Here is a 22,303-nt window from a genome sequence, read left to right as displayed (position 1 = left end):
CATTTTCTCGTTACCGAATAAATCCTCAAGCTGAAAGTCCCCGGTTAGGGAAGCTAACAGAGCAAAATTCTGGCTGTGCAAAGTCTAGGTTGATCCTTTAGCTATTTTTGGCTTGATATTTCCAGAATAACAGGGGTATGATCGCTAGGTTTTTCTTGTTTTCTGGGTTCTCGATCAATCAGACAATTAACGGCTTTTTCGTATAGCTGAGGAGTTAAATAAAGATGATCGATTCGCCAACCTCGGTTACGAGCAAAACCGCCGCTGCGATAATCCCACCAACTATAATGTCCTGGGTCCGATGTGAATTTTCTAAAGGCATCTTGTAAGCCAATTTCTAAGACCTTTTCTAAAGCTTCTCTTTCTTTAGCTGAAGACATGATATGATTTTCTTTGCCTTTGGGATCATAAATATCTTTATCTTCTAAGGCAATATTAAAATCTCCGCAGATACATAATTCTTCAGGTTGAGAATTAATAATTTTATCTAGATATTTCCTAAGAGTTTCTAACCATTTAAGCTTATAGATATACTTGTCACTATCTAGGGAAGAACCATTAGGAACGTAGAGATTAATAATCCGAATATCGCCGATTACTCCAGTAATTAGCCGTTTCTGTTCGTCTAGTTCTCCTGTTAAATTTTCGCCGATAATGGGACTAAATCCCACAGTGATATCCTCCATGGGTTTCTGGCTAAAAATCGCCACACCATTATAGGATTTTTGTCCAGAAATATAGAGATGATAACCCAAAGATTCAAAAGCTTCTCTGGGAAAATCTCGATCGATTACCTTGGTTTCTTGCAAGCATAAAACCTCAACGGGATTGAGTTGTAACCAGTTAATTACCTGCTCTTGTCGGCTGCGAATCGAGTTGACATTCCATGTGGCGATTTTCATAGCTAAAAACCGAGAATTTTTCTCACACTTCCTCAGCAAAACTACTGCGACGCACAAACTCAAAGGGACCGGCGATCGAACCCCAGACTAATTGATCGGTTTCGGGATCTAAACCGCGATCAACGCTAATTAATCCCCGTTCACTAATTTCAAAACTATTATCCAAATAAGTCATTCTATCTTTGCGAAAGACTAAACATTGTTTACCCGGTTTCACCACCCCTTTAAAACTGTTACCTGTCCAAGTGACATTCATATCACAACCCGCCATCGGTTCTAATAGTTCTAAGCTGAGATTTTTGAGACGCTGGGGTTCTCTAGAAGCACCAAAAAAGTTAGCTTCCTCTTTAACTTTAAAGTTTTCTAGTTCAATATGGTCATCGACTACCGACAATTTAAATACTCGCAAACGATAGGGAGTATTGAGCATAAAATCGTAGGCCTGCTCTAAAAATAAACTGGTTCCCCCCAGTAATTCATCGGGTAAAGGACGCATACACACGCGAATATGGGCGAAAAAAGGCGGATTAGCAAAAGCTTGTTCTTGATTACTAAAATCCGCCGCCATCCAGCGTGCTAGGGTTTTTAGATCCGTGGGATGAGTCATAGTTTTTGAGATGTGAATGGCTATTAGCTATCAGCCATCAGCTAGTTAATTGCTCTGATAAGTTTTCACCGATTACTGATAACTATGCCCCGATAATTGTTATTGTGCAATTACTTTAATTTCTATATCGGCACTAACTTCGGGATGGAGTTTGACTTGTACTTTATAGACTCCTAATTGACCGATATCGGGGACGGTAATACCACGGCGATCGATTTCTAATTTAGCATTTTCTAGAATAACCGTGGCCACATCTTGACTGGTGACAGTACCAAAAATTGCCTCATTTTCACCCACCTGTTTAGGGATGGTGTAGGGACTGAGTTTTTCGATCGCAGTTTTTCTGGTTTCCGCTTCTTGTTTTTCAGCGAGGAGACGTTGACGCTCTTTTTCTTTCCTAAATTCTGCCTGTTTAATCGCGCCCTTGGTGGCTAAAACGGCCACACCTTGGGGGATAAGGTAATTGCGGGCATAACCGGGGGCTACTTCCACCACATCGCCATTTTCGCCTAATTTGCTGACTTTTTGATTGAGGATAACCTGCATTCGTTTCGCCATGATCTTGACCTAAAACAATAGTTCCAAAACCCCTATCATACCATGCAATCGTCAAGTCTCGATCACAAGTTAGTTATTGCCGGCGGCGATTATTTGGGTTAATAGGGGGCCGATTGCCTGAAAGGCCGAGGGTAAAACCGCTACGGTGGCGGCTGCGATAATAATTGTTGTGGCTAATCTCAGCACTTTCTCGGAGGCTTTTTCGTAGGTGTCAAATTTATAGTCGAGCTTGTCTAATCTTTGGTCTATTTCCTGAAAGCGTTGCCCCATAGCATCAAAACGTTGGTCTATTTCCTGAAAGCGTTGCCCCATAGCATCAAAACTTTGGTCTATCGCTTCAAAACGTTGGTCTATCGCCTCAAAACTTTGGTCTATCGCTTCAAAACGTTGATTTACTGCTGTTTGGAAGCTTTTCAATTCGTTGAGAACATCGGTTAGGGTGGGTTCTTGAGTGGACATAGTGACACCTAGGGGAATTTGATCGCCTAGCACAATTATAACGTTAAGTCAAGCTTTTTTGATGATAATTAACGTTTTTGTCGGTAATATTTTGATCTTGTTCAGGTGTTGGAGACAACCAGTATTTCTATTCTAATAAGGTCTCTTTAATTGTTGTTAAAACTTTGCTATCTTTGACCATCCAAGCATGAAGCAATACGGGAATGGAAATTTCTTTGCCCACCGATAAACGGGAACTATGGGCAGGAAATATCATTAAATCGTAGGGAGTCCAGATAATTGTGGTTTTAATTTTATTTAAAATTTGTTGACAATCTTGATTTAAATCCTCTAGAAATTGACTCCCCGGCTGCATTTGTCTAATCCCATCTAAGGGTAAACTATACGCGGTTAAAGTGCCTCGATTCGGAGCAGAAATATTTAGGTAACGTTGCACTCTTGCCACTCCTCCCAATCTTTGCAGGTAGTAGCGGGTAATTAATCCTCCCATACTAAACCCAATCAGATCTACTTTCTGCTCTTTAGCAAAGTTTTTCTCGATATAATTGTCCACCTGACCTGCTAAAACTTCTAACTTTTCGTAACCATGATTGGGAATTAGGTTAAAACTATGCACCTGCCAACCATGATAATTTAAATACTCGCTCATCGGTTTAAAAACAGCCGTAGTGTCCAGAAAACCATGCACCAAAACAACGGGATTCATAGATGAGATTTTATCCTTGAATTCTGAATCTATTCTAACGGATGATCGGGGTAATGAGCGAAAAATTTTTGGGAAGAGCCTATCTACTAGGTACGGCTACCGGCAACTTCTAAGGATTAGGGAAAAAACCAAAAAGTTTAGCGGCACCTCCTAAAATAGCGACCACCAGTGCTATCAGAATCCCTCGATTGGTGAATTCCTGATAGGCAACCCTTGCAGTTAATCCATTGATTTTTTCGTCTAAAGCTTTAATATCTCCCTTGAGTTCGGCCTGTCCTATTTCTACTTTAGTTAACCGGTCTTCTATCTTGTCAAATCTCTCGTCAATACGGTTTTCCAGAGAGTCGATTTTCTCGTCAATACGTTTTTCCAGAGAGTCGATTTTCTCGTCAATACGTTTTTCCAGAGAGTCGATTTTCCCCTCAATCCTTGTCAGGACAGCTTCTAGGGAATAAGTGACAGTTTCGTTAGACATTTTGAGCAACTCCAAAAGTCAAATCTTCAGGGGTAAATGCTGGAGGCTATATTTTACGGAAAAATCAGGGGTCTATAGGCGGACACGGATTCCCATTATAAGAAAATTATAAGTCAAGACTTGAGTTTTTGTCAAGCTTTTTTTTGACGGCAATCAATGGCAAGAATTTCGGGGAAGTATTTAGCCACCGATGCCTAACCGTCCTGCTAAACTAGGGCTTAAAGGAATCAGAGTCGCTAACATTAAAAAGAGTAGTAATAAACCCCAACCGGCGCGGGTGTCATCGGGTTCGGTTAACTCATTTAAACTCGGTCTTTCCAACTCTCTTTGTAAAAAAGCGACTAAAATTGTCCAATAGAGAGGAATCGGATTACTGGGATTAACTAAGGAAATAATGCCCAAAATGACCAAAGTGGCCACAGTGGTGCGGCGGGCAATTTTGCGACCATAAATAGCCTGAACAATTCTGCCACCATCTAACTGTCCTGCGGGCAGTAAATTAAGGGCGGTAATCACCAATCCTAACCAACCGATAACAGTTAAAGGATGCACGGAGATAACGGCATTTTGTAACTCGTCGCCCAAAACTATCCGCGCTAAAAAACTCACTAAAATTGAACTTTGGAAAAAGGTACTAGGGATTTGAAAAAGGCTGGCCGAATTAGATAAAGTCAGTCCAACAATTAATAAGATTAAAGAAACCAAACCTCCCAAAGCAGGACCAGCGAAAGCTATATCAAATAGGACACTGCGGTTAGGTAATAAAGATTCAAAACGAGTAATCGCCCCAAAAGAACCAATCTGCCAAGTGGGAAGAAAATAGGGTAAACTGAGACGAACATTATGGCGTTTAGCGATAATTAGATGACCGATTTCGTGGGCAATTAATACCGACCATAAACCCAAACTCAGGGGAATTGCTTCTCGATATCTCTGCCAATTACTAAACAAATCAAAACCCAATAAAATTCCCGCCGCTTCTAAGCTGGTGACAATGGTGGCTACTAACAAAACTAAAGAGAGATTTTTTTGAGCAAGAGTGGCAGGACTAGGATCGTTAGTTTTGGGAAGGATAATTACCACAGGTTTTTCCTCGGTTCCTTCCACCAGAAATAAACGATATTTATCGCCAAAATGATTACTTAATTTCTGGGTTAAGCGAGAGTGAACGATATCCGGTTCTCCTCGTAAATTGCCTTTAAAAATTGCCCCTTCCTGAAAAGAGATAGTCTCGGTGGCAAAAAAAGTATCTATCCCAAAAATGCTCTGAATAACTTTTAAATCCTCTTCGGGAATTGGAATCACATCTGGTACAATTACTGTCACCGCTGCCGTGGTTTCTAGAGGAGTAACGGACTGGCTAACTGCCTGGTTAAATTTCGGTTCAATTATCTGATTGGTTTTCAGTAACCGTAAACGGTTGCCCAAATAAATATAGATAATGGTGGAAGCAACCAGTAAAAAGAGAATTACCGCTAGATTGAGATAAATTCCCGCCGCAAATAGCCCGAAAAAAATTAACCAAGGAGCGATTAGTACCAAGGATTGTAACCAAGGTAAAATTCCCAGTTGGCCGTAGGGTTTAGCTCGATAAAAACTCCAAGTCAAGATAGCACCAGCGACGAGGAAAATAACAGCGACCGCAGCAATTTCCGAAGAAATATTAACCATAGGAAAGTCAAAATCAATAGGTTTTTATCAATCAATTTGATTATAAGCTTGCAGGGCGGCCCGTAATTGCCCTCGATGCTTTTGTAACAATTCTTGTCCTGCCGCCGCCGAAAGTCCCGTTTTCTGCATTAACAAAGCCAGTTTAACCCGGCGGCCACTTTTTTCCAGTAAAATTGCCGCTTCCTCACGACTAATATCGCTAAGGTTACAGATAATCCGCAGGGCGCGGTCATGGAGTTTATGATTAGTAACAGCCACATCGACCATCTGGTTGCCGTAAACCTTGCCTAACATGACCATTGTCCCTGTGGAAAGGATATTTAAAGCCATTTTCGTCACTGTTCCCGCTTTCAGGCGGGTGGAGCCGGCCAGAAGTTCTGGTCCGGTCAATAAGCGGATATCCACATCCACCGCGATCTCGACTTGTTCGGCGGGGACACAACTAATAGCAATCGTCGTCGCACCTCGCTGTTTTGCCGCCTGTAAAGCCCCGTGAACGTAGGGGGTGGTACCCCCGGCGGTAATCCCCACTACCACGTCTAATTCGTCAATTTCTCGCTGGGCAATAATCGCCGCCCCATCTTCCGCTTTATCCTCCAAATCTTCGGAACTACGCACCAGCGCCGCCGCTCCACCAGCAATAATTCCCTGTACCAATTCCGGGGGAGTGCAGAAGGTGGGAGGACATTCGGCCGCGTCCAAAACCCCCAGCCGGCCACTGGTTCCCGCCCCAATGTAAAAGAGTCTACCACCTTTAGCCAGAGCTTGACTGGTCAGGGAGATCGCTAGGGCCAATTCTTGCCGGGCCATGGCGATCGCTTTTAGGGTTTGGGCATCCTCGCGATTGAAGAGATCCACCAATTCGAGCGGGTTTAATTGGTCTAAATTGAGGCTGTTTGGGTTAATTTGTTCGGTTAACAGGTGTCCTCTGCTTTCCCACTGTTCCATAACGGTTTAATTGAGTTTTTCGTAAGATTATTTTCAGTATATAGCCAATCGGTGGGCTAAAAGCTTGACAATTGCCGCCCGAATATTAGATAATAGTAAATTGTGTCAATTCCTGCTCGGATCAGGTGAGGACATTAGCACAAAAGCTGGAATTTTTTCAGCTACCTGTACGGCAAAACGAGCGCAGAAAATTCATGAGTTACGCAATTATTGAGACCGGTGGCAAACAGATTCGGGTAGAACCCGGTCGCTATTACGATATCGAACTTCTTCACGTCGATGAACAAAGTACCCATACCATCGACAAAGTGCTATTAATCCATGATGAGGATGATATTAGCATCGGTCAGCCCTTTATCGAAGGGGCCACCGTGGAAGGGACTGTCATGCAACATCGTCGGGGCAAAAAAGTTATTGTCTATAAAATGCGCCCGAAAAAGAAAACCCGTAAAAAACGCGGTCATCGTCAAGAAATTACCCGTTTTATGATTGATTCAATCAATTATAACGGTAAAACCCTAGTCGCCACTGCTGCTACCTCCGGCGCTGAAGTTGTGGAAGATAGTAGCGATGAAGAAGAATAACTTTTAGAATCAAAAAAGCATTTGGAGAGAAATTATGGCTCATAAGAAAGGTACGGGTAGTACCCGCAACGGACGCGATTCTCGTTCCCAACGCCTAGGCGTTAAGCGCTACGGTGGTCAAGTGGTAAAAGCGGGAAATATTCTCATCCGTCAACGGGGTACTAAAGTTCACCCGGGTAAAAATGTCGGTCGTGGTGGCGATGATACTTTATTCGCTTTAATTGATGGTGTGGTCAAATTTGAATACAAGGATAAAAGTCGCCGTCAAGTTAGCGTTTATCCTGCTGAAGTTAGCGCTAGTTAATCCCATCAACCCTGATTGATTTTTTCCCTGTAACCTCCTAACTCATCCTAGGGGGTTTTTTCAGATAATTTATATCTGTTGACAGGGTAGATCGAGCGCTCATAGATTAAAATAGTCCGAAAGTAGCTCGGAAAAGATGAACTGAGTATGATTCTTAAAATTGCCGATATCTTAAAAAATTTGCCCTGGTCTTTCGATTCTACTGCCGAATTACCCTGGTTAGATCGCTCGCGAGCGGAAAAATCCCTGCAAAAAGCTCGTCAACAACGGCGAATTTCCGAACGAGAATATCAACTCCTCGACCATTGGCGAGAATTGGGTTATTGTATTGTCAAAGATTTAATTCCCGCAACGGCGATCGATAATTTAGTAGCAGAATTAGCCGATTTATTTGTCCTAGAATCGGCTATACCTGGATTAAGAATTGAAGGCATTCAAGCAGAAAATCTACCGGCGAGTTTAAGTCACGAGCAAGTTTTAGCCCTAGATATCGAGCAAAGAAAAGCCTTAGTTAATTCTATTTGGCGACTCCATGCCTTTCATGAGATTTCCCCCGCTGCTCGAGCAATTTTTGACAATCAAAATCTGAGAGATTTAGTTAATTTAATTATTGGCAAATCCTGCGAACCGAGATATTCCATCAACTTTCTGCACGGTACAGAGCAGGGGTTGCATGAGGATATGGCAGTTTTTTATGTTCATCCTGCTAATCATTTAGTCGGTGTTTGGATTGCCTTGGAAGATATTTCCGCCGATGCTGGCCCGCTAATTTTTTATCCTAAATCTCATAAAAATATCAAAGTAACTGACTTTTTTCCAGACTAGCCCGCCGTCAATCTTAAAAATATTACTGCCGCTCAAATTCCCCAATACCAAGATTATGTTAACCAGCGCGCTCAGAATTATGATTGTCAATCATTTACTGCTAAAAAAGGAGAGATTCTTCTCTGGCACGGAATGTTAATTCATGGTGGGGGGAAGATTAATAATAACCTGCTAACCCGTAAATCGATGGTAATTCATTTTATTGCCGAGGGTGGCGATTACAACGATCGGGCTTTGGGGCCTTTTAATTGGTAAGATTAATGTACCAATAATAACTCGGAATTAATCGCACTAATTAGGGCTGGCTGAATAAAGGTAAAATATAGACGAGGTAAGGGGTTTGGGGCTTTTTTGCGAAGCAGGTGCAAGATTTTGAAAGTAGGGGCGAAGCATTGAGGTAATAACCTATCGCTGAAACCGTAGATTTCCTATCCGAATGCTTCTACTTTGTGAACAGGATTTGGTATAACTGATCACCGATCACTGATTAAGCGGTAGCTTCTAAAAATACGCCTAAATTGCGGAATTTTTGATAACGAGATTCGCGCCGTTGTTGGGGAGTTAACAAAGATAAAGCCTCTAAATTTTCACTAATAGCGGCTTTTAAATTGGCTGCCGCTTTAATCGGATCAGCATGGGCCCCTCTGGAGGGTTCAGGAACGATCTGATCGATAATATTTAACTCTTTTAAATCTTTTGAGGTAATTTTGAGGGCAACTGCTGCTTTATCGGATTTTTTGGCATCTTTCCAGAGAATGGCGGCACAAGCTTCGGGAGTCGCCACGGTATAGACAGAATGCTCTAACATTAATAGGCGATCGCCGACCCCAATGCCCAAAGCACCGCCGGAACCACCTTCGCCAATAACAGTACAAATGATCGGCACATCTAAACGGAACATCTCCCGAAGATTATAGGCGATCGCTTCCCCTTGACCTAATTTTTCCGCTTCCACCCCCGCCCAGGCGCCGGGGGTGTCAATAAAGGTTAAAATTGGCTGATTAAACTGATGGGCGTGTTCCATTAAACGCATGGCTTTACGATAACCGCCGGGGGCAGCCATGCCGAAATTTCTAGCCACATTATCCTTAGTATCCCGGCCTTTTTGATGTCCGATAATCACCACGGGACGACCGTTAAAACGGGCAACACCACCCACAAGGGCGGGATCGTCGTAACCACCGCGATCACCGTGTAACTCGAACCATTCATCGGTGATTGCCTGAATATAGTCTAGGGTACTGGGGCGCCGGGGATGACGGGCTAATTGTAGCCTTTGGGAAGGGGTGAGATTGCTAAAAATTTCACGACGTAATTGATTAGCTCGTTCGTCTAGTTGACTAATTTGTTCCGAGACATCTACGCTATTTTCTTGGGCTAATTCTTTAATCTGTTCGATGCGGGATTCTAATTCGTAAAGGGGTTTCTCAAAATCTAGGAGAAAAATCTTTTTCTCGGTAGTCTCGTTTTTAGTCATAGGTTAGTGGCTAGAAGTTTACTTGAAGCTAATCTTTTCTAGCTTACCGTTTTTCAGCGATCGATTATCGGCAGCTTCGGGATTACCTGGAGATAATTTCAGGTTAACGATCTAAATCTGTCAATTGTCGTATAATAGTAGATCGTGCCTTTTTCACCCCAAGGAGGATTAGTTATGGCAGGAAGTGAACTAAAAGCGGATCTATGGGTTAACGAATATATTACCCCCTGGGACATTTATAGTCATGGGGTTTCCCAGATTTTAGCCTACAAAAAAACCGCTTTTCAGGAGATGTATATTGTTGAATCGGGGGCCTATGGAAAAGCCTTGGTACTGGATGGCAAATGGCAATCCTGTACGGGGGATGAATTTATTTATCATGAAGCATTAGTGCAACCGGCAATGATTGCCCACCAAGAAGCAAAAACTGCTTTAATTCTGGGGGGTGGTGAAGGTGCGACAACGCGGGAGTTATTGCGTTGGAAAACAATCGAAAAAGTGATGATGATCGATATCGATGGGGATGTGGTGGCAGCTTGTAAGGAACATCTTCCCGAAATGCACCAAGGCACTTTTGATGATCCTCGTTTTCAGTTAGTTGTGGCTGATGCTTTAGAGGTTTTAGACACCACTAATGATAAATGGGATATTATTATTTCTGATCTGGTTGATCCCATCGAAGAGGGTCCCTCTTTCCCCCTATTTACGAAAGAATACTTTGAAAAACTACAAAGAGTTTTGGCAGAAAATGGCATTGTGGTTGTCCAATCTGGCCCGGTTTCTCCCCCTTCGGTGATGTATCATGCGCGTTTGGTGAATACTTTAAAAGCAGTTTTTCCCTACGTTCATTCCTATTGCGCTCCCACTCCTAGTTATGGTTCCCCTTGGGGTTTTACTCTCTGTGCTAATCATCCTTTAAATACTCGTCCCGATCCCGATGTGGTGGATGAATTAATCACCGATACAACTACGGGAGGATTACGTTTAATTGATGGCATGAGTTTACTCGGAATGTTACAAACTCCTCTCTATATTCGTCAAGCAATCGCACAAAATACGGAAGTTTATACCCTAGCAAAACCCCCGAAATTACAATATGATCGATCAATCTTTGTGTCCTTTGTGTCTTTGTGGTTCGTTCCACCCCCTCGCTAGAAGGAATGTATCTTAGAATACATTTTACCCACCAAATCCAAGAGAGCCGGGTTATAACTAGAAATCGATCGAGTCTTCATGATTAAGAATTGTTTGCAGAATTTCTAGGGGAACAGTAGCAAAGTATTGCTGGAGAAAGTTTTCTAGGGCCACTGCTTCTAGAAATTGCTCAATCTTATTAATTTTTGCCTCATGATTGACTAATTCAAAGGATAAATTTTCTTGATTTTTCTTGACTTTAAAGCCATTTTCTGCTAGGAAAATTAATCCTAATTCTAGGGTATGATAACTGAGGTTTAAGCGGTTTTGTAATTGTTGACGGGAAATACTGGTTTTAGTTCTAGCTAAATATTTCCCAATCCCCACAAGGTTTATCCATGTGGTGTGAGCGGATTTTTTCAAAGGACTAGCATAGGCAAGAACTAACTTTTTATCGCGTAAAATTGCCTGTTGATATTCCCTGGAAAGTTTTGTCCAATCCCGGGGACATTCCAGGAGAAAAAGGGGATTTAATTGGCTAACTTCTTGACTAATTTCTCGATGGCGATTGTCGATTAAAAAATCTTTTTTATTGCTATAGGTTAGGGATTGTTGTTGATAAGTTTGCAGGGCAATTAAGCGCACTTCATAGCGATTTTTGTAGGTATTAAAATCTAATTCAACTACGGCATCATAACGGGTATCGGCAGCAATTTCGTCTTTGTGATGACCCCACCACATACCGGGGAAACCCTGCTCGATTGAACTATCCCAGATCTCAAAAGTTGTCCGGGGATAAGCGATTTTTTTGCCTTTGAAATCCTCAAGATTTTTATGCCAAAGATTTTGAAAATAACAATTTTGAATTAATAGCTTCGGTGTCGGATTACCCATCCCGCAGGGTTCCAGTAATTTTAATTCTCGAAATAGACTTTTTCCCAATTGGGAAACCGTCACCACCGCATCCACTTCTATCTCGGAAGAAAGGGAAGTTAAATCAATTCCTGTGCGTCGCAACTGTTGATTAATTCCCTCAATAAATAGGGGTAAATTTTCTATGGTTAAACTTAAACCTGCGGCCAAAGGATGACCACCAAAACGATGTAAAAGATGGGATTGAGAGGATACTAATTGATAGAGATCGATCTCGCGAATTGACCGAGCGGAACCCTTAGCAAAAGGTGGTTCACTGGTACTTAATAAAATTGTTGGTCGTTGGTATTCTTGGGCAATTTGTCCCGCAACTAATCCTAAAATTCCCGCCATCCATTGGGGATCATCTAAAATAATTACATTAGTGGTAGAAAGATCAATTCTCTCTAATTTTTTCTGAACTTGTTTAATAATATCCCGTTGGATTTCTTGGCGACGAATATTGGCCAATTCCGCTTGTTCAGCTAATTCGTGACAACGTTTTTCATCTTCACTGGTAAGTAATTCTACACAAAATCTGGCATCGCCATAAATGCGACTGACGGCATTAATGCGCGGTCCAATACCGAAGGATATATCCAGCGGTCTATCTCCGGTTTTGTTACATAAATCGAGTAATTTTTTAACTCCCAAACGCTGAGTGTTTTGGAGTTTTTGAATACCTTTTTGGGCTAAATAACGACATTCTCCCGTCAATTTGACTAAATCGGCAATTAAACCAATCGCAACTAAATCGAGTAAATTTTCTAGGGGTTTTCTGGGAATATCTGGCAGGGTTATATACATCGCTTCCACTAATTTATAAGCAACGGCAACCCCAGAAAGATGATAGAAAGGATGGGTTTCCACAAAGTAGCGGGGATTAATCAGGGCAATCACCTCGGGGCGCTCGTCGGGTAGGGTATGATGATCGGTGATGATAATATCGATGCCTAGACTGTTTGCATAGTCAATTTCGGCGATATTCGTGCTTCCTGTGTCACAGGTGACGATTAAACTGGTTCCTTGACGCGCTAGTTTCTCGATACCAGGAGAATTGAGGCCGTGGGATTCTTTTTGGCGATCGGGTATGTAATAATCTAACTGTTGATAGGGTGGGAAAAACTGTCCCAATCCTTCCCAGAGGACACTGGTAGCGGTGACACCATCGGCATCGAAATCACCCCAAATAGTCACTTTTTCACCTTTATTTAGGGCTTTTTCCAGTCTTTTGACGGCGAAGTTCATTTCTTGCCCAAAATCAAAGGGAGTTTTTGACTGATAAGCTTTCTCATCCAGAAACGTCCCCAGAGTCACCACATCCCGGACACCGCGATGCCATAATATTTGTGCCACGACGCTGCCATTCGACTCTGGGGTATAGTCTTGGACTATTTTTAAAAACTCTTGGGGAAGCTCTACCGATGGGGGAATTTGCCAGTTAGACACGGGATATCAAGGAAAAAGTAAAAAGGAAAAAAGGTGACAGTCAACTTTTGTGATTTTCCCTATCTCCATTTAGCCACCACTAACGGGGGGAATTAAAACTATCTCATCGCCATTTTCGAGGATTTTCTCTCCCGAAACAAACTGAAGATTAACTCCAAAACGAGTAACACCGCGCCATCTTTCTAATTGAGGATAGGGGGCTATAATATAGTTTAACACTGCTGCCACGGAAGTGTGGGCAGGAAATTCGAGGTTTAATTGTGAAGTTTGATAGACTTCTTGATAAATAGCAAATAGTTTTACTGTAACCGTAATTTTTTCCATATTTACATCAATATTTTTCCTAGGATAATAACATCAATTGGGAACCCTGTTCGGTTTTGCGGACTTCGATGCGATGTTGAAAAGCTTCTTTAAATTGGGGCATATGAGTTACAGTCAAAATACAGGCAAAATCGGCGGATATAGCGTTAATTGCCGCGATTAAGCGCTCGCATCCCTCCGCATCCTGAGTTCCGAATCCCTCGTCAACAATGAGCATTTGTAAGGCTGTTCCCGCTCTTTGTGCCAATAATCTCGCTAAAGCTAATCGAATCGAGAAATTAATCCGAAAAGCTTCCCCTCCTGAATAGGTTTCGTAGGGACGAGATCCCCTGGTATCACCAATAATAATATCTAAAGTATCGATTGACTTTTGTTGCTGTTTCTTAGTACCTTTACCACTTTTTTGGGTTAAAAAATGCACATGAAATTGATTACCAGTTAAGCGAGCTAAAATATGATTAGTTTGTGCTTCCAACTCTGGTAAAACATTCTCAATCATCATAGTTTGTAAACCATTTTTACCGAAAGCTATGGCTAACTCTTTATAAACTGTATATTGTTTTTTAACTTTAGCTAAATCACTCTCTTTTTCTGTCAGTTGTTTACCTAAAGTTTCTAGTTGATGTAACTTCTCCTCAACCCGACCTTTTTGGGAGAGCAATCCATCAATTATCTGTCTTCGCTGTTGAATATTAGTCGATAATGCAGCTATTTCTTGGCGATAGTCGGTCAAAGTACCAATCTTTTGACTAATATTGGCTAACTCCTGATTTATCTTCTGGTGATCCTCATTTCGCACCTGTAATCTTTGCTCAATGTCAGCGATTTTAGCGGCTATTTCTGGATAATTTTTTTCTGCTTGTTGCCAGTCTTGATACTGTAATCTTACCCCCTGTAATTGTCGGATCAGATTTTGAATATTCTGATGTTCACCGCGATCATAATTCAAGTTTTGAATAAGCTTTTCTAAGCGTTCAATTTCCTGTTTAAGTGGGGAGTTTTGACCTAGTTCTTGTTTCTCCTGTTCTAGTCTAGCTAATCGATTAATTAAATTAGGTTTCTCGGCATTGATATTAGCTAAACGACGGTTTGCTTGCTTAAGTTCTGATTCTTGAATTTCTGCCCAACGCCATCTTTTTTCTTCTCCTCTGACTAAAGCATGACTTTGTTCATCATAATTTAATAAGGCAATTTCTTGATTGACAATTTGCAATTCTTGCTGTAATTCTAGGGCATAATTACCACTGCTTAAAAGTGCTTCTAACTCTGCAAGTATCTCCTCGGTTTTCTCTAGTTCTATTTCCTTTTCTTCAATAGTTTCTAACTTGACTTCCAACTGCACATACTTTTGTTGTAGATTCGATCTTACTGGCAATTCTTGTTTAATTTGGGCTAATTCCTCCCCTAAACGTTTTAAATCTCGATCGCAGTCTGCCATCCGTTCCTGTAGAGACCAAATTTGCTCTTGAATTTGTTCTTGATGTTGATGGGTTTTCCTGATTACTTGATGACGGTGATGACTGTCTAAATTCTGTTCACACAAAGGACAAACCGAATCGGGAATATTTAATTTTTCCAATTTATCAGTTAACTCTAAAAGTTGTTCTTCATATCTTTTCTGTTGATCCAATAAACTTTTTTTATCCACTTGTTTAAGAGTTTCCTTTTCTTCAACTCGTTCACAATAGGTTTGTTTTTTATCTAGTTCCTTAATCCGTTTGGCTAAATTGAGAGCTTCCTCTCTTAGTAGAGGAATACGAGCGATTTCTGTCTCTAATTGTTGCCGATTTCTTTGCAATTGTTCCCAACGAGCATTAATCCTGGCTTTTTCCCGTTCCAACTGCATATTTAGATCAGCTTTTCTGCTATTTAAAGGAGCATATTTTAAAGCTAATCTATCCAATTCCTGAAGACGTTGACGATGATAATTTAACTTCTCTAATCCTGCTTGAATATCTCCCGCTTGCTCGATAATTTTTTGAGTTTCTTGTTCCTGTCTTCCCAATTCTTCTAAACGAGCGCTCGTTTGTTGGATGGGAAGGGTAAATTCGTTAATTTTTTGCTGTAATTTCTGTTCTAATTGTTGTTTATCATACTGGGCCTGTTGCCAAGCTTGCAATTGACTTGACAAACTGGCCTCTTTCTGGTCTAAATTGATTAGGCGCTCGTGTGCGGTAATAATCTCATTTTTGCGATGAAGAATAGTCCTTATTTGATTTAATTGATTGTCTAGACTAACTTTTTCCCGGTCTAATCTCTCGATTTCCGCTAATAAAGCTCGCTCCTGTTCTCTTTGCCACTGCAGCTGTTTTTCCCAATTATGACGCTGATTTTCTTCCCCTTGCAGTTGCTGTAAACGCCGATTATTTACCTCTTGTTCTTGATTAATTTGGTTAATTTGGGTGCTTAACTCTTGCAGGTGTTCCCGATAAGAATTTTTCTCCTGAAGACGGAGTTTTATCGTTTCTACTTGCTGCTCAATCTGGAGGGACTGTCCATCAAATTGTTTCGATATATCCTTAGCTTTATTTGCTAAAATTTCATAGCGATCGAGTTGTAATAATTCTGCTAAAATCTGTTTACGACCACTGGGAGGCTGTTTCATAAACTCGTCCGCTTGTCCCTGTCGTAAATAAGCAGAATTAATGAAAGTTTTATGGTCTATTTTTAGATAAGTATTAATCTGTGCTTGGGTATCTTTAATACTTTTGCCCGACAAAGGACGAAAACTTTGATCATTAATCACCTGAAAATCTAAACCAGAAGCTTTTCCCCCCCGGTGACGACTACGGATAATTTTATAAATTTCTCCCCCATAACTAAACTCGAAATCTACCCGCGCATAATCGCTGCCCGCATGAATGACATCATCAGCAATCGAGACGCGACTTTCTCCCCAAATTGCCCAAGTAATTGCTTCGAGTAAAGAGGATTTTCCCGCACCATTGGCACCACAAATACAGGCAGTATGTAATCCGCGAAAATCTAGCACTGCCTCGCGATAACTGAGAAAATTTTTCAGGGTTAATTGTAGGGGAATCATAAGCTGGGAGGAATTATGAATTATGAATTATGAATTATAAAGTGGGGAGGTGGGGGGATGGGAGTGGGGAAGTGGGGAGGTGGGGAGAGGGAGAGAATGCAGTACAGATTAGAAATTAATCAGAGGATAAAAAACTGGGGAAAAGATAGCTTCAGCGCAATACATCTGGGTGAATCTATTCGGTATCAATAACTCCCTCCTGCAATAACCTCTGATCAAAGCTTAACTGAAATCCAGCCGGGGACAAATGCGCTTTTTTTGTTCCTCAGAATTCTCCTCACCATCATCACAACCTAGGCACTGTTCACAGATAACCGCTCAGGGTCCCTCGATTTGCTACTCTAAAGGAAAGATAACCGATTCTTAAAACCAAATCTATGAGCATTCCCGAAATTAGCGTCCATGAACTCGCTCTCCGTTTAGCCGATCATGATCCTAATTTACAACTTATTGATGTGCGCGAACCGGAGGAAGTTGCCATGGCATTTGTAGCCAATTTTACCATTTTACCCTTGAGTCAATACCAAGAATGGTCGCCCACTATTGCCAGCCAATTCAACCCCCAAGCAGAAACCCTCGTTATCTGTCACCATGGCATGAGATCCCTACAGATGTGCCAATGGCTACAAAGTCAGGGTTTTACTAATGTTAAAAATATTAACGGTGGCATCGATGCTTATTCCCTCCTCGTCGATCCTAATATTCCCCGTTACTAATTTTGATCGCCCCCATCGGGAAAAGAGAGGGGTACACTATCCCCTTTCTCCCCATTGATTACGGTTCTTCGGTTTGTCTTCTGCAATGGACGGGGTTATAAGGAATGAAACCCTTATAGAGACAGACATTGCTGCGATTTTTGTCAATTGTTTTTGATCTAGAGCGAACTAATCAATTAAATCTCTTGCCAGATAAGGATATAGTCGATTTATGCCACCCGATCGAACCATACCAAGTAACGAAGAACCTTGATAACTGATAACTGATAACTGATAACTGATTAAGCGTTATACTGTCTAAAAAAATGTTATAAATCTTTTGTTAAGATTATTCCCCTATGTCCGCTAGAAACCATCTCAGCGATCGCTATCAACATATCCTTAAGGCCACAATCCAACATTATATTGCCACGGCCGAACCAGTTGGCTCGAAAACTCTACTCGAAGAGTACAAATTTACTATTAGTTCCGCCACTATTCGCAATGCTCTCGGTAAACTGGAAAAAGAAGGTTTACTCTATCAACCCCACACTTCCTCCGGACGCATTCCCTCCGATTGGGGTTATCGTCTCTACGTCGATGAGTTAATGACTCCCGATGACCGTATCGGCGAAAAAATCGGCTATTATCTGCATAAAAACGCTAAGTCTCCTGCTTGGAGTCTCGAAAGTCTGCTACAACGGGCCACCCAACTTTTAGCCGGTTTAAGCGGTTATATCGCTATCGTTACCCTCCCCCACACCCTCACCAATACCCTGCGTCATCTGCAATTAGTCCCCGTCTCGGACCGGCAGATAATGTTAATTATTGTTACAGATAGTTTACAAACACGCTCGGTTATGATAGAGATTCCTGAGTCTATGGCAACGGACAAGAAGGATGGATTAGCAGAAGAATTACAAATCCTCTCTAATTTTCTCGGGGAAAAATTAAAAGGTTATTGCTTGGCAGATTTAATTAACCTCGATTGGCAGCAAATCGAGCGAGAATTTACCCGTTATACCCATTTTCTCCAACAATTAAGCCAAGAAATCGGCGCTAGTCTCCAATCCACTGCCACCCCGGAGATTATCGTCCATGGTGTCGCTGAAGTCATTCGACAGCCAGAATTCGCCCAATGGCAACAAGTACAAATGTTACTGCATCTATTGGAAGCGGAACAGGATCGCCTTTTACCCCTGATTTTACAAAGACCAGAACCGGAAAAATCAGCTAAAAAAGTCAAAATCACTATTGGTTCCGAAAATCCTCTGGAATCCATGCGTCCTTGTACTCTTATCTCCGCTTTTTATAAACAGGGAGATACTCCCGTCGGTAGTGTTGGCATTATCGGACCGACGCGAATGTTATACGAAAATACCATTCCCCTAGTAGAATCCACCGCTAACTATCTCAGCGAGGCTATAAGTAAGTAGATATCCCCCGCAAAGGTTCGGGAATAGGACAATCGACAGTAAACTCTAAAATTGTCTCACCATCCCCCAAATAGCCAGAATTGGCAAAACAGAGCAACATCCGCACCAGCGCCACCCACACCTCCGCATCAAACTCCCAATCCTGTCCCCGACGCGCTCCACAGGCGATCGATTTTAGCGCCCAAAAATAACTATTTCTCACCACTGAACCCCCTTTTTTATAAACAGGTACATCCTCATGGTGAATATAAAGAATATCATCTTTAGCGATCGCTCTCATCGGTGGCTAGGAAAGTTATAGGAATTTTCAGCTTACCGTCTAGAGAATAACACCCTATGTTAAATTTTGGGCGCATCCCCTGCACCCCTGCCATTTTTAATAACTTCTGTTGATCACCACAAATAGGAAATGCCGCCTTTCTAGTTGAGGCACAAAAAGCTATAATTCTACCTTAAACCCTCGTTTTTTATCCCTAGAGCGATCGAGTTTTCCTGATTATTATTCAGCTATGACCACCGATACTATCACCACTCCCTCACCCAAAAAACTCTGGTTAGCAGCCCTTAAACCACCAATGTACAGTGTGGCGATTATACCGATTATTCTGGGAACAGCGATCGCTTATCAGGAAACAGGTGGATTTTCTCTGCCGATTTTTGCCACTTTTATCCTCTCAGCTATTTTAATTCTCGCTTGGTTAAATCTCAGTAATGATGTTTTTGATGCCGATACTGGGATCGATGTTAATAAAGCTCATTCGATCGTTAATTTAACTGGCAATAAATCTTTAATTTTCTGGCTAAGTAATCTTTTTCTATTAGTGGGTATTGCTGGTATTTTTGCTATTAGTTATTGGCGAGGCGATTGGATGATCCTAGAATTAATCGCCCTCTGCTGTTTTTTGGGCTATACCTATCAAGGGCCTCCCTTCCGTCTCGGTTATCAAGGATTAGGTGAAATTATCTGTTTCTTTACTTTTGGACCCTTGGCGATTGCCGCTGCCTACTATTCCCAAGCAGGTTCTTTTTCTGTCTCTAGTCTAGCGGCTTCAATTATTATCGGGATTACCACTTCTATCATCCTTTTTTGTTCCCATTTCCATCAAGTCGCCGATGATCTCAAAGCGGGTAAAAAATCACCTATTGCTCGTTTAGGTACTTTAAAAGGTTCTAAAGTTTTAACCGCAGTGACGGTTATCGTTTATGTTTTAACGGTGGTTTTTGTGCTGCTGCAGGTTTATCCCCCTCTCACCCTTTTAATCTTCCTTAGTCTCCCTTTCGCTTGGCAATTAGTCCACCACGTTAACCAAAATCACGATCAACCTCAGCTAGTCAGTAACTGCAAGTTTATAGCGGTTAATCTTCACTTTTTTAGTGGCATTCTCTTCTCCCTTGGCTATTGCCTTGCTTCCCGTTGATCAACCCGATTTTTTTCTTAAACCCCTTTATCAGTTATCAGTTATCAGTTTTGAGTTTTAAGTTCACTGATCACTGTTTACTGATCACTGATGACTGTACCCGATCGAGTTTGCACCGATTAACGGAAAAGTGACAGAATAGGGAGATAGATCGCCACAAATCAAGGTTAGCATGAGTGAACAGCCCCTCGGATCGGTTATTCAAGGTTCCCTGAGTGAAGGTTTAGAAATCCGTCTTTATCCGGATATTTCGGTAGAAGATATGCGCGTCGGTAAGTTTTTAGTGGTGCAAGGCACTCGCTCGCGTTTTTTCTGTCTCCTCACCGATGTCTCCCTGGGTAACTCTAGTCCCCGAATTATCGCGAATCCTCCCCATCCCGATGATAGTTTTATGCGCGATGTTTTAGCGGGTAGCGGTACTTATGGTACTATTGAACTATCACCTATGCTCATGTTTACGCCGACTGGAGGTAATTCCCCGGCAGTTTCCGACACTTCCTTAGGCTCTTTTCAACCCCAAACCAGCGCCGATTTAGAATTACTGCCAGTTAAAACTATTCCCGCGCATTTTAGCCAAGTTTATGAAGCTTGTGAGCAGGATTTTCGCATGGTTTTCGGTTGGGAAGATGATCCCACCAGAAAGAATTTTGCTATTGGTCAACCCCTTGACATGGACGTGCCAATATGTATTAATCTCGATCGCTTTGTGGAGCGTAGTAACGGTGTTTTTGGCAAATCCGGGACGGGAAAATCCTTTTTAACCAGGCTCTTAATTTCGGGTATTATTCGCAAACAAGCAGGGGTTAACCTCATGTTTGATATGCACTCGGAATACGGTTGGGAAGCGATGAAAGAAGGGAAGGAGGTTTCTACGGTGAAAGGATTATGTCAATTATTCCCCGGACAGGTGGAAATTTATACCCTCGATCCCGATTCTACCAAACGCCGGGGAGTACGAGGAGCGCAGGAATTATTCTTAAGTTATAATCAGATTGAAATCGAAGATATTCGTTTAATCGGTCGGGAATTAGGCATCTCAGAAGCTAGTTTAGATAATGCCAATATTCTCTATAACGAGTATGGAGAATCTTGGATTACTCAGTTATTAAATATGAGTAACGAGGATATTAAAATCTTCTGTACGGAAAAACAAGGCCATGCGGGATCAATCATGTCCCTCCAGAGAAAATTAATGCGTCTAGATAGTTTGAAATATTTAAGCAGTGCTTGTCCCCACAATTATATCGATCAGGTTTTACAAGCTTTAGATGCAGGTAAGCACGTTGTTATTGAATTTGGCTCCCAAAGTAATATGCTTTCCTATATGTTAGCCACCAATATGATCACCCGTCGGATTCATGCTAATTATGTTAAAAAAGCTGAATATTTTTTACAAACTAAAAACCCCGTTGATCGGCCGCAACAGTTAGTGATTACCATTGAAGAAGCTCATCGATTTTTAGATTCTGCCGTGGTGCATCAAACTATTTTTGGAACTATCGCCAGGGAGATGCGAAAATACTTTGTTACTCTCTTAATTGTCGATCAAAGACCTTCAGGAATTGATAACGAAGTTATGTCTCAGGTAGGGACGAGAATCACCTGTTTATTAAACGATGAAAAGGACATCGAAGCCATATTTACTGGGGTTTCTGGAGGGGGAAGTTTGCGATCAGTTTTAGCAAAATTAGACTCAAAACAACAAGCTTTAGTTTTAGGTCATGCGGTCCCTATGCCGGTGGTAATTCGTACTCGCGCCTACGATCAAAAATTCTATACTGAAATAGGCGCAACCGACTGGCGAGAATTACCCGATGAGGAAGTTTTAGCGGCGGCCAAAATTGCCAAAGCTGATCTAGGATTTTAGAAAAATTAACTTTTGATTGTAGAATAGAGTTGGATTGTTTTTACTGTTTACCCCCCATGACCGCTCAAATACCGATCTCGAAGATCAGCCTATACGATCGAGATTTTCAGCTATGGATCGAGACAACCGTTAACCAATTACGACAGGAGGATTTTGCCTCGGTAGACTGGACTAATCTGATCGAGGAATTAGCAAGCATGGGAAAAAATAATCGACACGCTCTCAAAAGTTTGTTAATTCAATTATTAGCTCATCTGCTCAAGTTAGTTTATTGGCAGACGGAAAGAAAGTATAATGCTAATAAATGGGAAGCGGAAATTATTAATTTTCGAGTTCAAATTGCCGATCTGCTGGAAGACAGTCCTAGCTTAAAACCTTATCTCCTCGAAATTTTCGATTCTTGTTATGGAAAAGCTAGGCAAATAGTCTCGAAATTGAGCAAGCAAGAAATTCCCATAGAAGTCATTATTACCCCAGCAGAAACCCTGGATGAAAACTGGTTTCCCTAA

Annotated in this window: 22 protein-coding genes; 9 read left to right on the top strand and 13 right to left on the bottom strand. The window is 41.6% G+C overall.

Annotated elements, in window-relative coordinates; genetic code table 11:
- Positions 1-101: 101 nt before the first annotated feature.
- The 8 genes from xth to murQ all read right to left on the bottom strand — a co-directional run bounded on the left by xth (position 102) and on the right by murQ (position 6,326).
- Entirely contained in the window at positions 102-902 is an 801-nt protein-coding gene (gene xth, locus LW728_RS12420) for an exodeoxyribonuclease III (RefSeq protein WP_287766828.1), read from the bottom strand.
- 22 nt (positions 903-924) lie between these two features.
- On the bottom strand, positions 925-1,509 hold the full coding sequence (locus tag LW728_RS12415; protein ID WP_045358415.1) for a chromophore lyase CpcT/CpeT: 585 nt from the start codon (positions 1,507-1,509) through the stop codon (positions 925-927).
- A 99-nt stretch (positions 1,510-1,608) separates the two neighbouring features.
- On the bottom strand, positions 1,609-2,067 hold the full coding sequence (gene rplI, locus LW728_RS12410; protein WP_002737358.1) for a 50S ribosomal protein L9: 459 nt from the start codon (positions 2,065-2,067) through the stop codon (positions 1,609-1,611).
- A gap of 69 nt (positions 2,068-2,136) precedes the next feature.
- Positions 2,137-2,559 (bottom strand): ssr2422 family thylakoid membrane protein, encoded by a 423-nt coding sequence (locus LW728_RS12405; protein ID WP_287664160.1) that lies wholly within the window; start codon positions 2,557-2,559, stop codon positions 2,137-2,139.
- Positions 2,560-2,653: 94 nt separating this feature from the next.
- Complete coding sequence (locus LW728_RS12400; RefSeq protein ID WP_002800639.1) at positions 2,654-3,232, bottom strand: esterase/lipase family protein; 579 nt, start codon at positions 3,230-3,232, stop codon at positions 2,654-2,656.
- Positions 3,233-3,341: 109 nt separating this feature from the next.
- Complete coding sequence (locus LW728_RS12395; RefSeq protein ID WP_287766827.1) at positions 3,342-3,707, bottom strand: DUF4164 domain-containing protein; 366 nt, start codon at positions 3,705-3,707, stop codon at positions 3,342-3,344.
- A gap of 180 nt (positions 3,708-3,887) precedes the next feature.
- A complete protein-coding gene (locus LW728_RS12390; protein WP_002800641.1) occupies positions 3,888-5,378 on the bottom strand; it encodes a site-2 protease family protein in 1,491 nt (496 codons plus the stop codon).
- Positions 5,379-5,405: 27 nt separating this feature from the next.
- Positions 5,406-6,326 (bottom strand): N-acetylmuramic acid 6-phosphate etherase, encoded by a 921-nt coding sequence (gene murQ, locus LW728_RS12385; RefSeq protein WP_287766826.1) that lies wholly within the window; start codon positions 6,324-6,326, stop codon positions 5,406-5,408.
- Positions 6,327-6,520: 194 nt separating this feature from the next.
- Here murQ and rplU point away from each other — a divergent pair, with 194 nt between their 5' ends.
- The 3 genes from rplU to LW728_RS12370 all read left to right on the top strand — a co-directional run bounded on the left by rplU (position 6,521) and on the right by LW728_RS12370 (position 8,039).
- A complete protein-coding gene (gene rplU / locus LW728_RS12380) occupies positions 6,521-6,910 on the top strand; it encodes a 50S ribosomal protein L21 (RefSeq protein ID WP_002800643.1) in 390 nt (129 codons plus the stop codon).
- Positions 6,911-6,944: 34 nt separating this feature from the next.
- Positions 6,945-7,214: a 50S ribosomal protein L27 gene (gene rpmA, locus LW728_RS12375; protein ID WP_002744094.1), complete on the top strand. Its 270-nt coding sequence runs from the start codon at positions 6,945-6,947 to the stop codon at positions 7,212-7,214.
- Positions 7,215-7,361: 147 nt separating this feature from the next.
- Positions 7,362-8,039, top strand: coding sequence for a phytanoyl-CoA dioxygenase family protein (locus LW728_RS12370; protein ID WP_287766824.1), 678 nt, complete (start codon positions 7,362-7,364; stop codon positions 8,037-8,039).
- Positions 8,040-8,526: 487 nt separating this feature from the next.
- On the opposite strand, the gene accA is transcribed toward LW728_RS12370, so the two are convergent.
- Entirely contained in the window at positions 8,527-9,516 is a 990-nt protein-coding gene (gene accA / locus LW728_RS12365) for an acetyl-CoA carboxylase carboxyl transferase subunit alpha (RefSeq protein WP_002744097.1), read from the bottom strand.
- Positions 9,517-9,690: 174 nt separating this feature from the next.
- On the opposite strand from accA, the gene LW728_RS12360 reads away from it, so the two are divergent.
- Positions 9,691-10,671 (top strand): spermine/spermidine synthase domain-containing protein, encoded by a 981-nt coding sequence (locus LW728_RS12360; protein WP_287766822.1) that lies wholly within the window; start codon positions 9,691-9,693, stop codon positions 10,669-10,671.
- Positions 10,672-10,728: 57 nt separating this feature from the next.
- Here LW728_RS12360 and recJ read toward each other — a convergent pair whose 3' ends face one another.
- From recJ to sbcC, 3 genes are all read right to left on the bottom strand, one after another.
- Positions 10,729-13,011 (bottom strand): single-stranded-DNA-specific exonuclease RecJ, encoded by a 2,283-nt coding sequence (recJ, locus tag LW728_RS12355; RefSeq protein WP_287766820.1) that lies wholly within the window; start codon positions 13,009-13,011, stop codon positions 10,729-10,731.
- 69 nt (positions 13,012-13,080) lie between these two features.
- Positions 13,081-13,335, bottom strand: a complete 255-nt coding sequence (locus LW728_RS12350; protein WP_287766819.1) for a MoaD/ThiS family protein — start codon at positions 13,333-13,335, stop codon at positions 13,081-13,083.
- Positions 13,336-13,354: 19 nt separating this feature from the next.
- Positions 13,355-16,378, bottom strand: a complete 3,024-nt coding sequence (sbcC, locus tag LW728_RS12345) for an exonuclease subunit SbcC (protein ID WP_287766818.1) — start codon at positions 16,376-16,378, stop codon at positions 13,355-13,357.
- Positions 16,379-16,755: 377 nt separating this feature from the next.
- Here sbcC and LW728_RS12340 point away from each other — a divergent pair, with 377 nt between their 5' ends.
- Both LW728_RS12340 and hrcA read left to right on the top strand, forming a co-directional pair.
- On the top strand, positions 16,756-17,094 hold the full coding sequence (locus LW728_RS12340) for a rhodanese-like domain-containing protein (RefSeq protein WP_002800651.1): 339 nt from the start codon (positions 16,756-16,758) through the stop codon (positions 17,092-17,094).
- A 338-nt stretch (positions 17,095-17,432) separates the two neighbouring features.
- Positions 17,433-18,509 carry a heat-inducible transcriptional repressor HrcA gene (gene hrcA, locus LW728_RS12335; protein ID WP_002800652.1) on the top strand — a complete coding sequence of 359 codons (1,077 nt, stop codon included), beginning with the start codon at positions 17,433-17,435 and terminating at the stop codon, positions 18,507-18,509.
- Here the strand turns inward: hrcA and LW728_RS12330 are convergent.
- On the bottom strand, positions 18,496-18,789 hold the full coding sequence (locus tag LW728_RS12330) for a hypothetical protein (RefSeq protein WP_002760270.1): 294 nt from the start codon (positions 18,787-18,789) through the stop codon (positions 18,496-18,498). The two genes, hrcA and LW728_RS12330, sit on opposite strands and share 14 nt — an antisense overlap.
- A gap of 229 nt (positions 18,790-19,018) precedes the next feature.
- On the opposite strand from LW728_RS12330, the gene menA reads away from it, so the two are divergent.
- From menA to LW728_RS12315, 3 genes are all read left to right on the top strand, one after another.
- On the top strand, positions 19,019-19,927 hold the full coding sequence (gene menA / locus LW728_RS12325; RefSeq protein WP_287671531.1) for a 2-carboxy-1,4-naphthoquinone phytyltransferase: 909 nt from the start codon (positions 19,019-19,021) through the stop codon (positions 19,925-19,927).
- Positions 19,928-20,099: 172 nt separating this feature from the next.
- On the top strand, positions 20,100-21,794 hold the full coding sequence (locus LW728_RS12320; RefSeq protein ID WP_002800655.1) for a helicase HerA domain-containing protein: 1,695 nt from the start codon (positions 20,100-20,102) through the stop codon (positions 21,792-21,794).
- Between the two features lie 56 nt (positions 21,795-21,850).
- Positions 21,851-22,303, top strand: coding sequence for a DUF29 domain-containing protein (locus LW728_RS12315; RefSeq protein WP_002800657.1), 453 nt, complete (start codon positions 21,851-21,853; stop codon positions 22,301-22,303).

Origin of the sequence: Microcystis sp. 49638_E5 (genome assembly GCF_021300285.1) — a bacterium.
Classification (GTDB): Bacteria; Cyanobacteriota; Cyanobacteriia; order Cyanobacteriales; family Microcystaceae; genus Microcystis; species Microcystis aeruginosa_C.
Note: the sequence above shows the minus strand (reverse complement) of the source record. Positions and strands in the feature narration are given on the sequence as shown.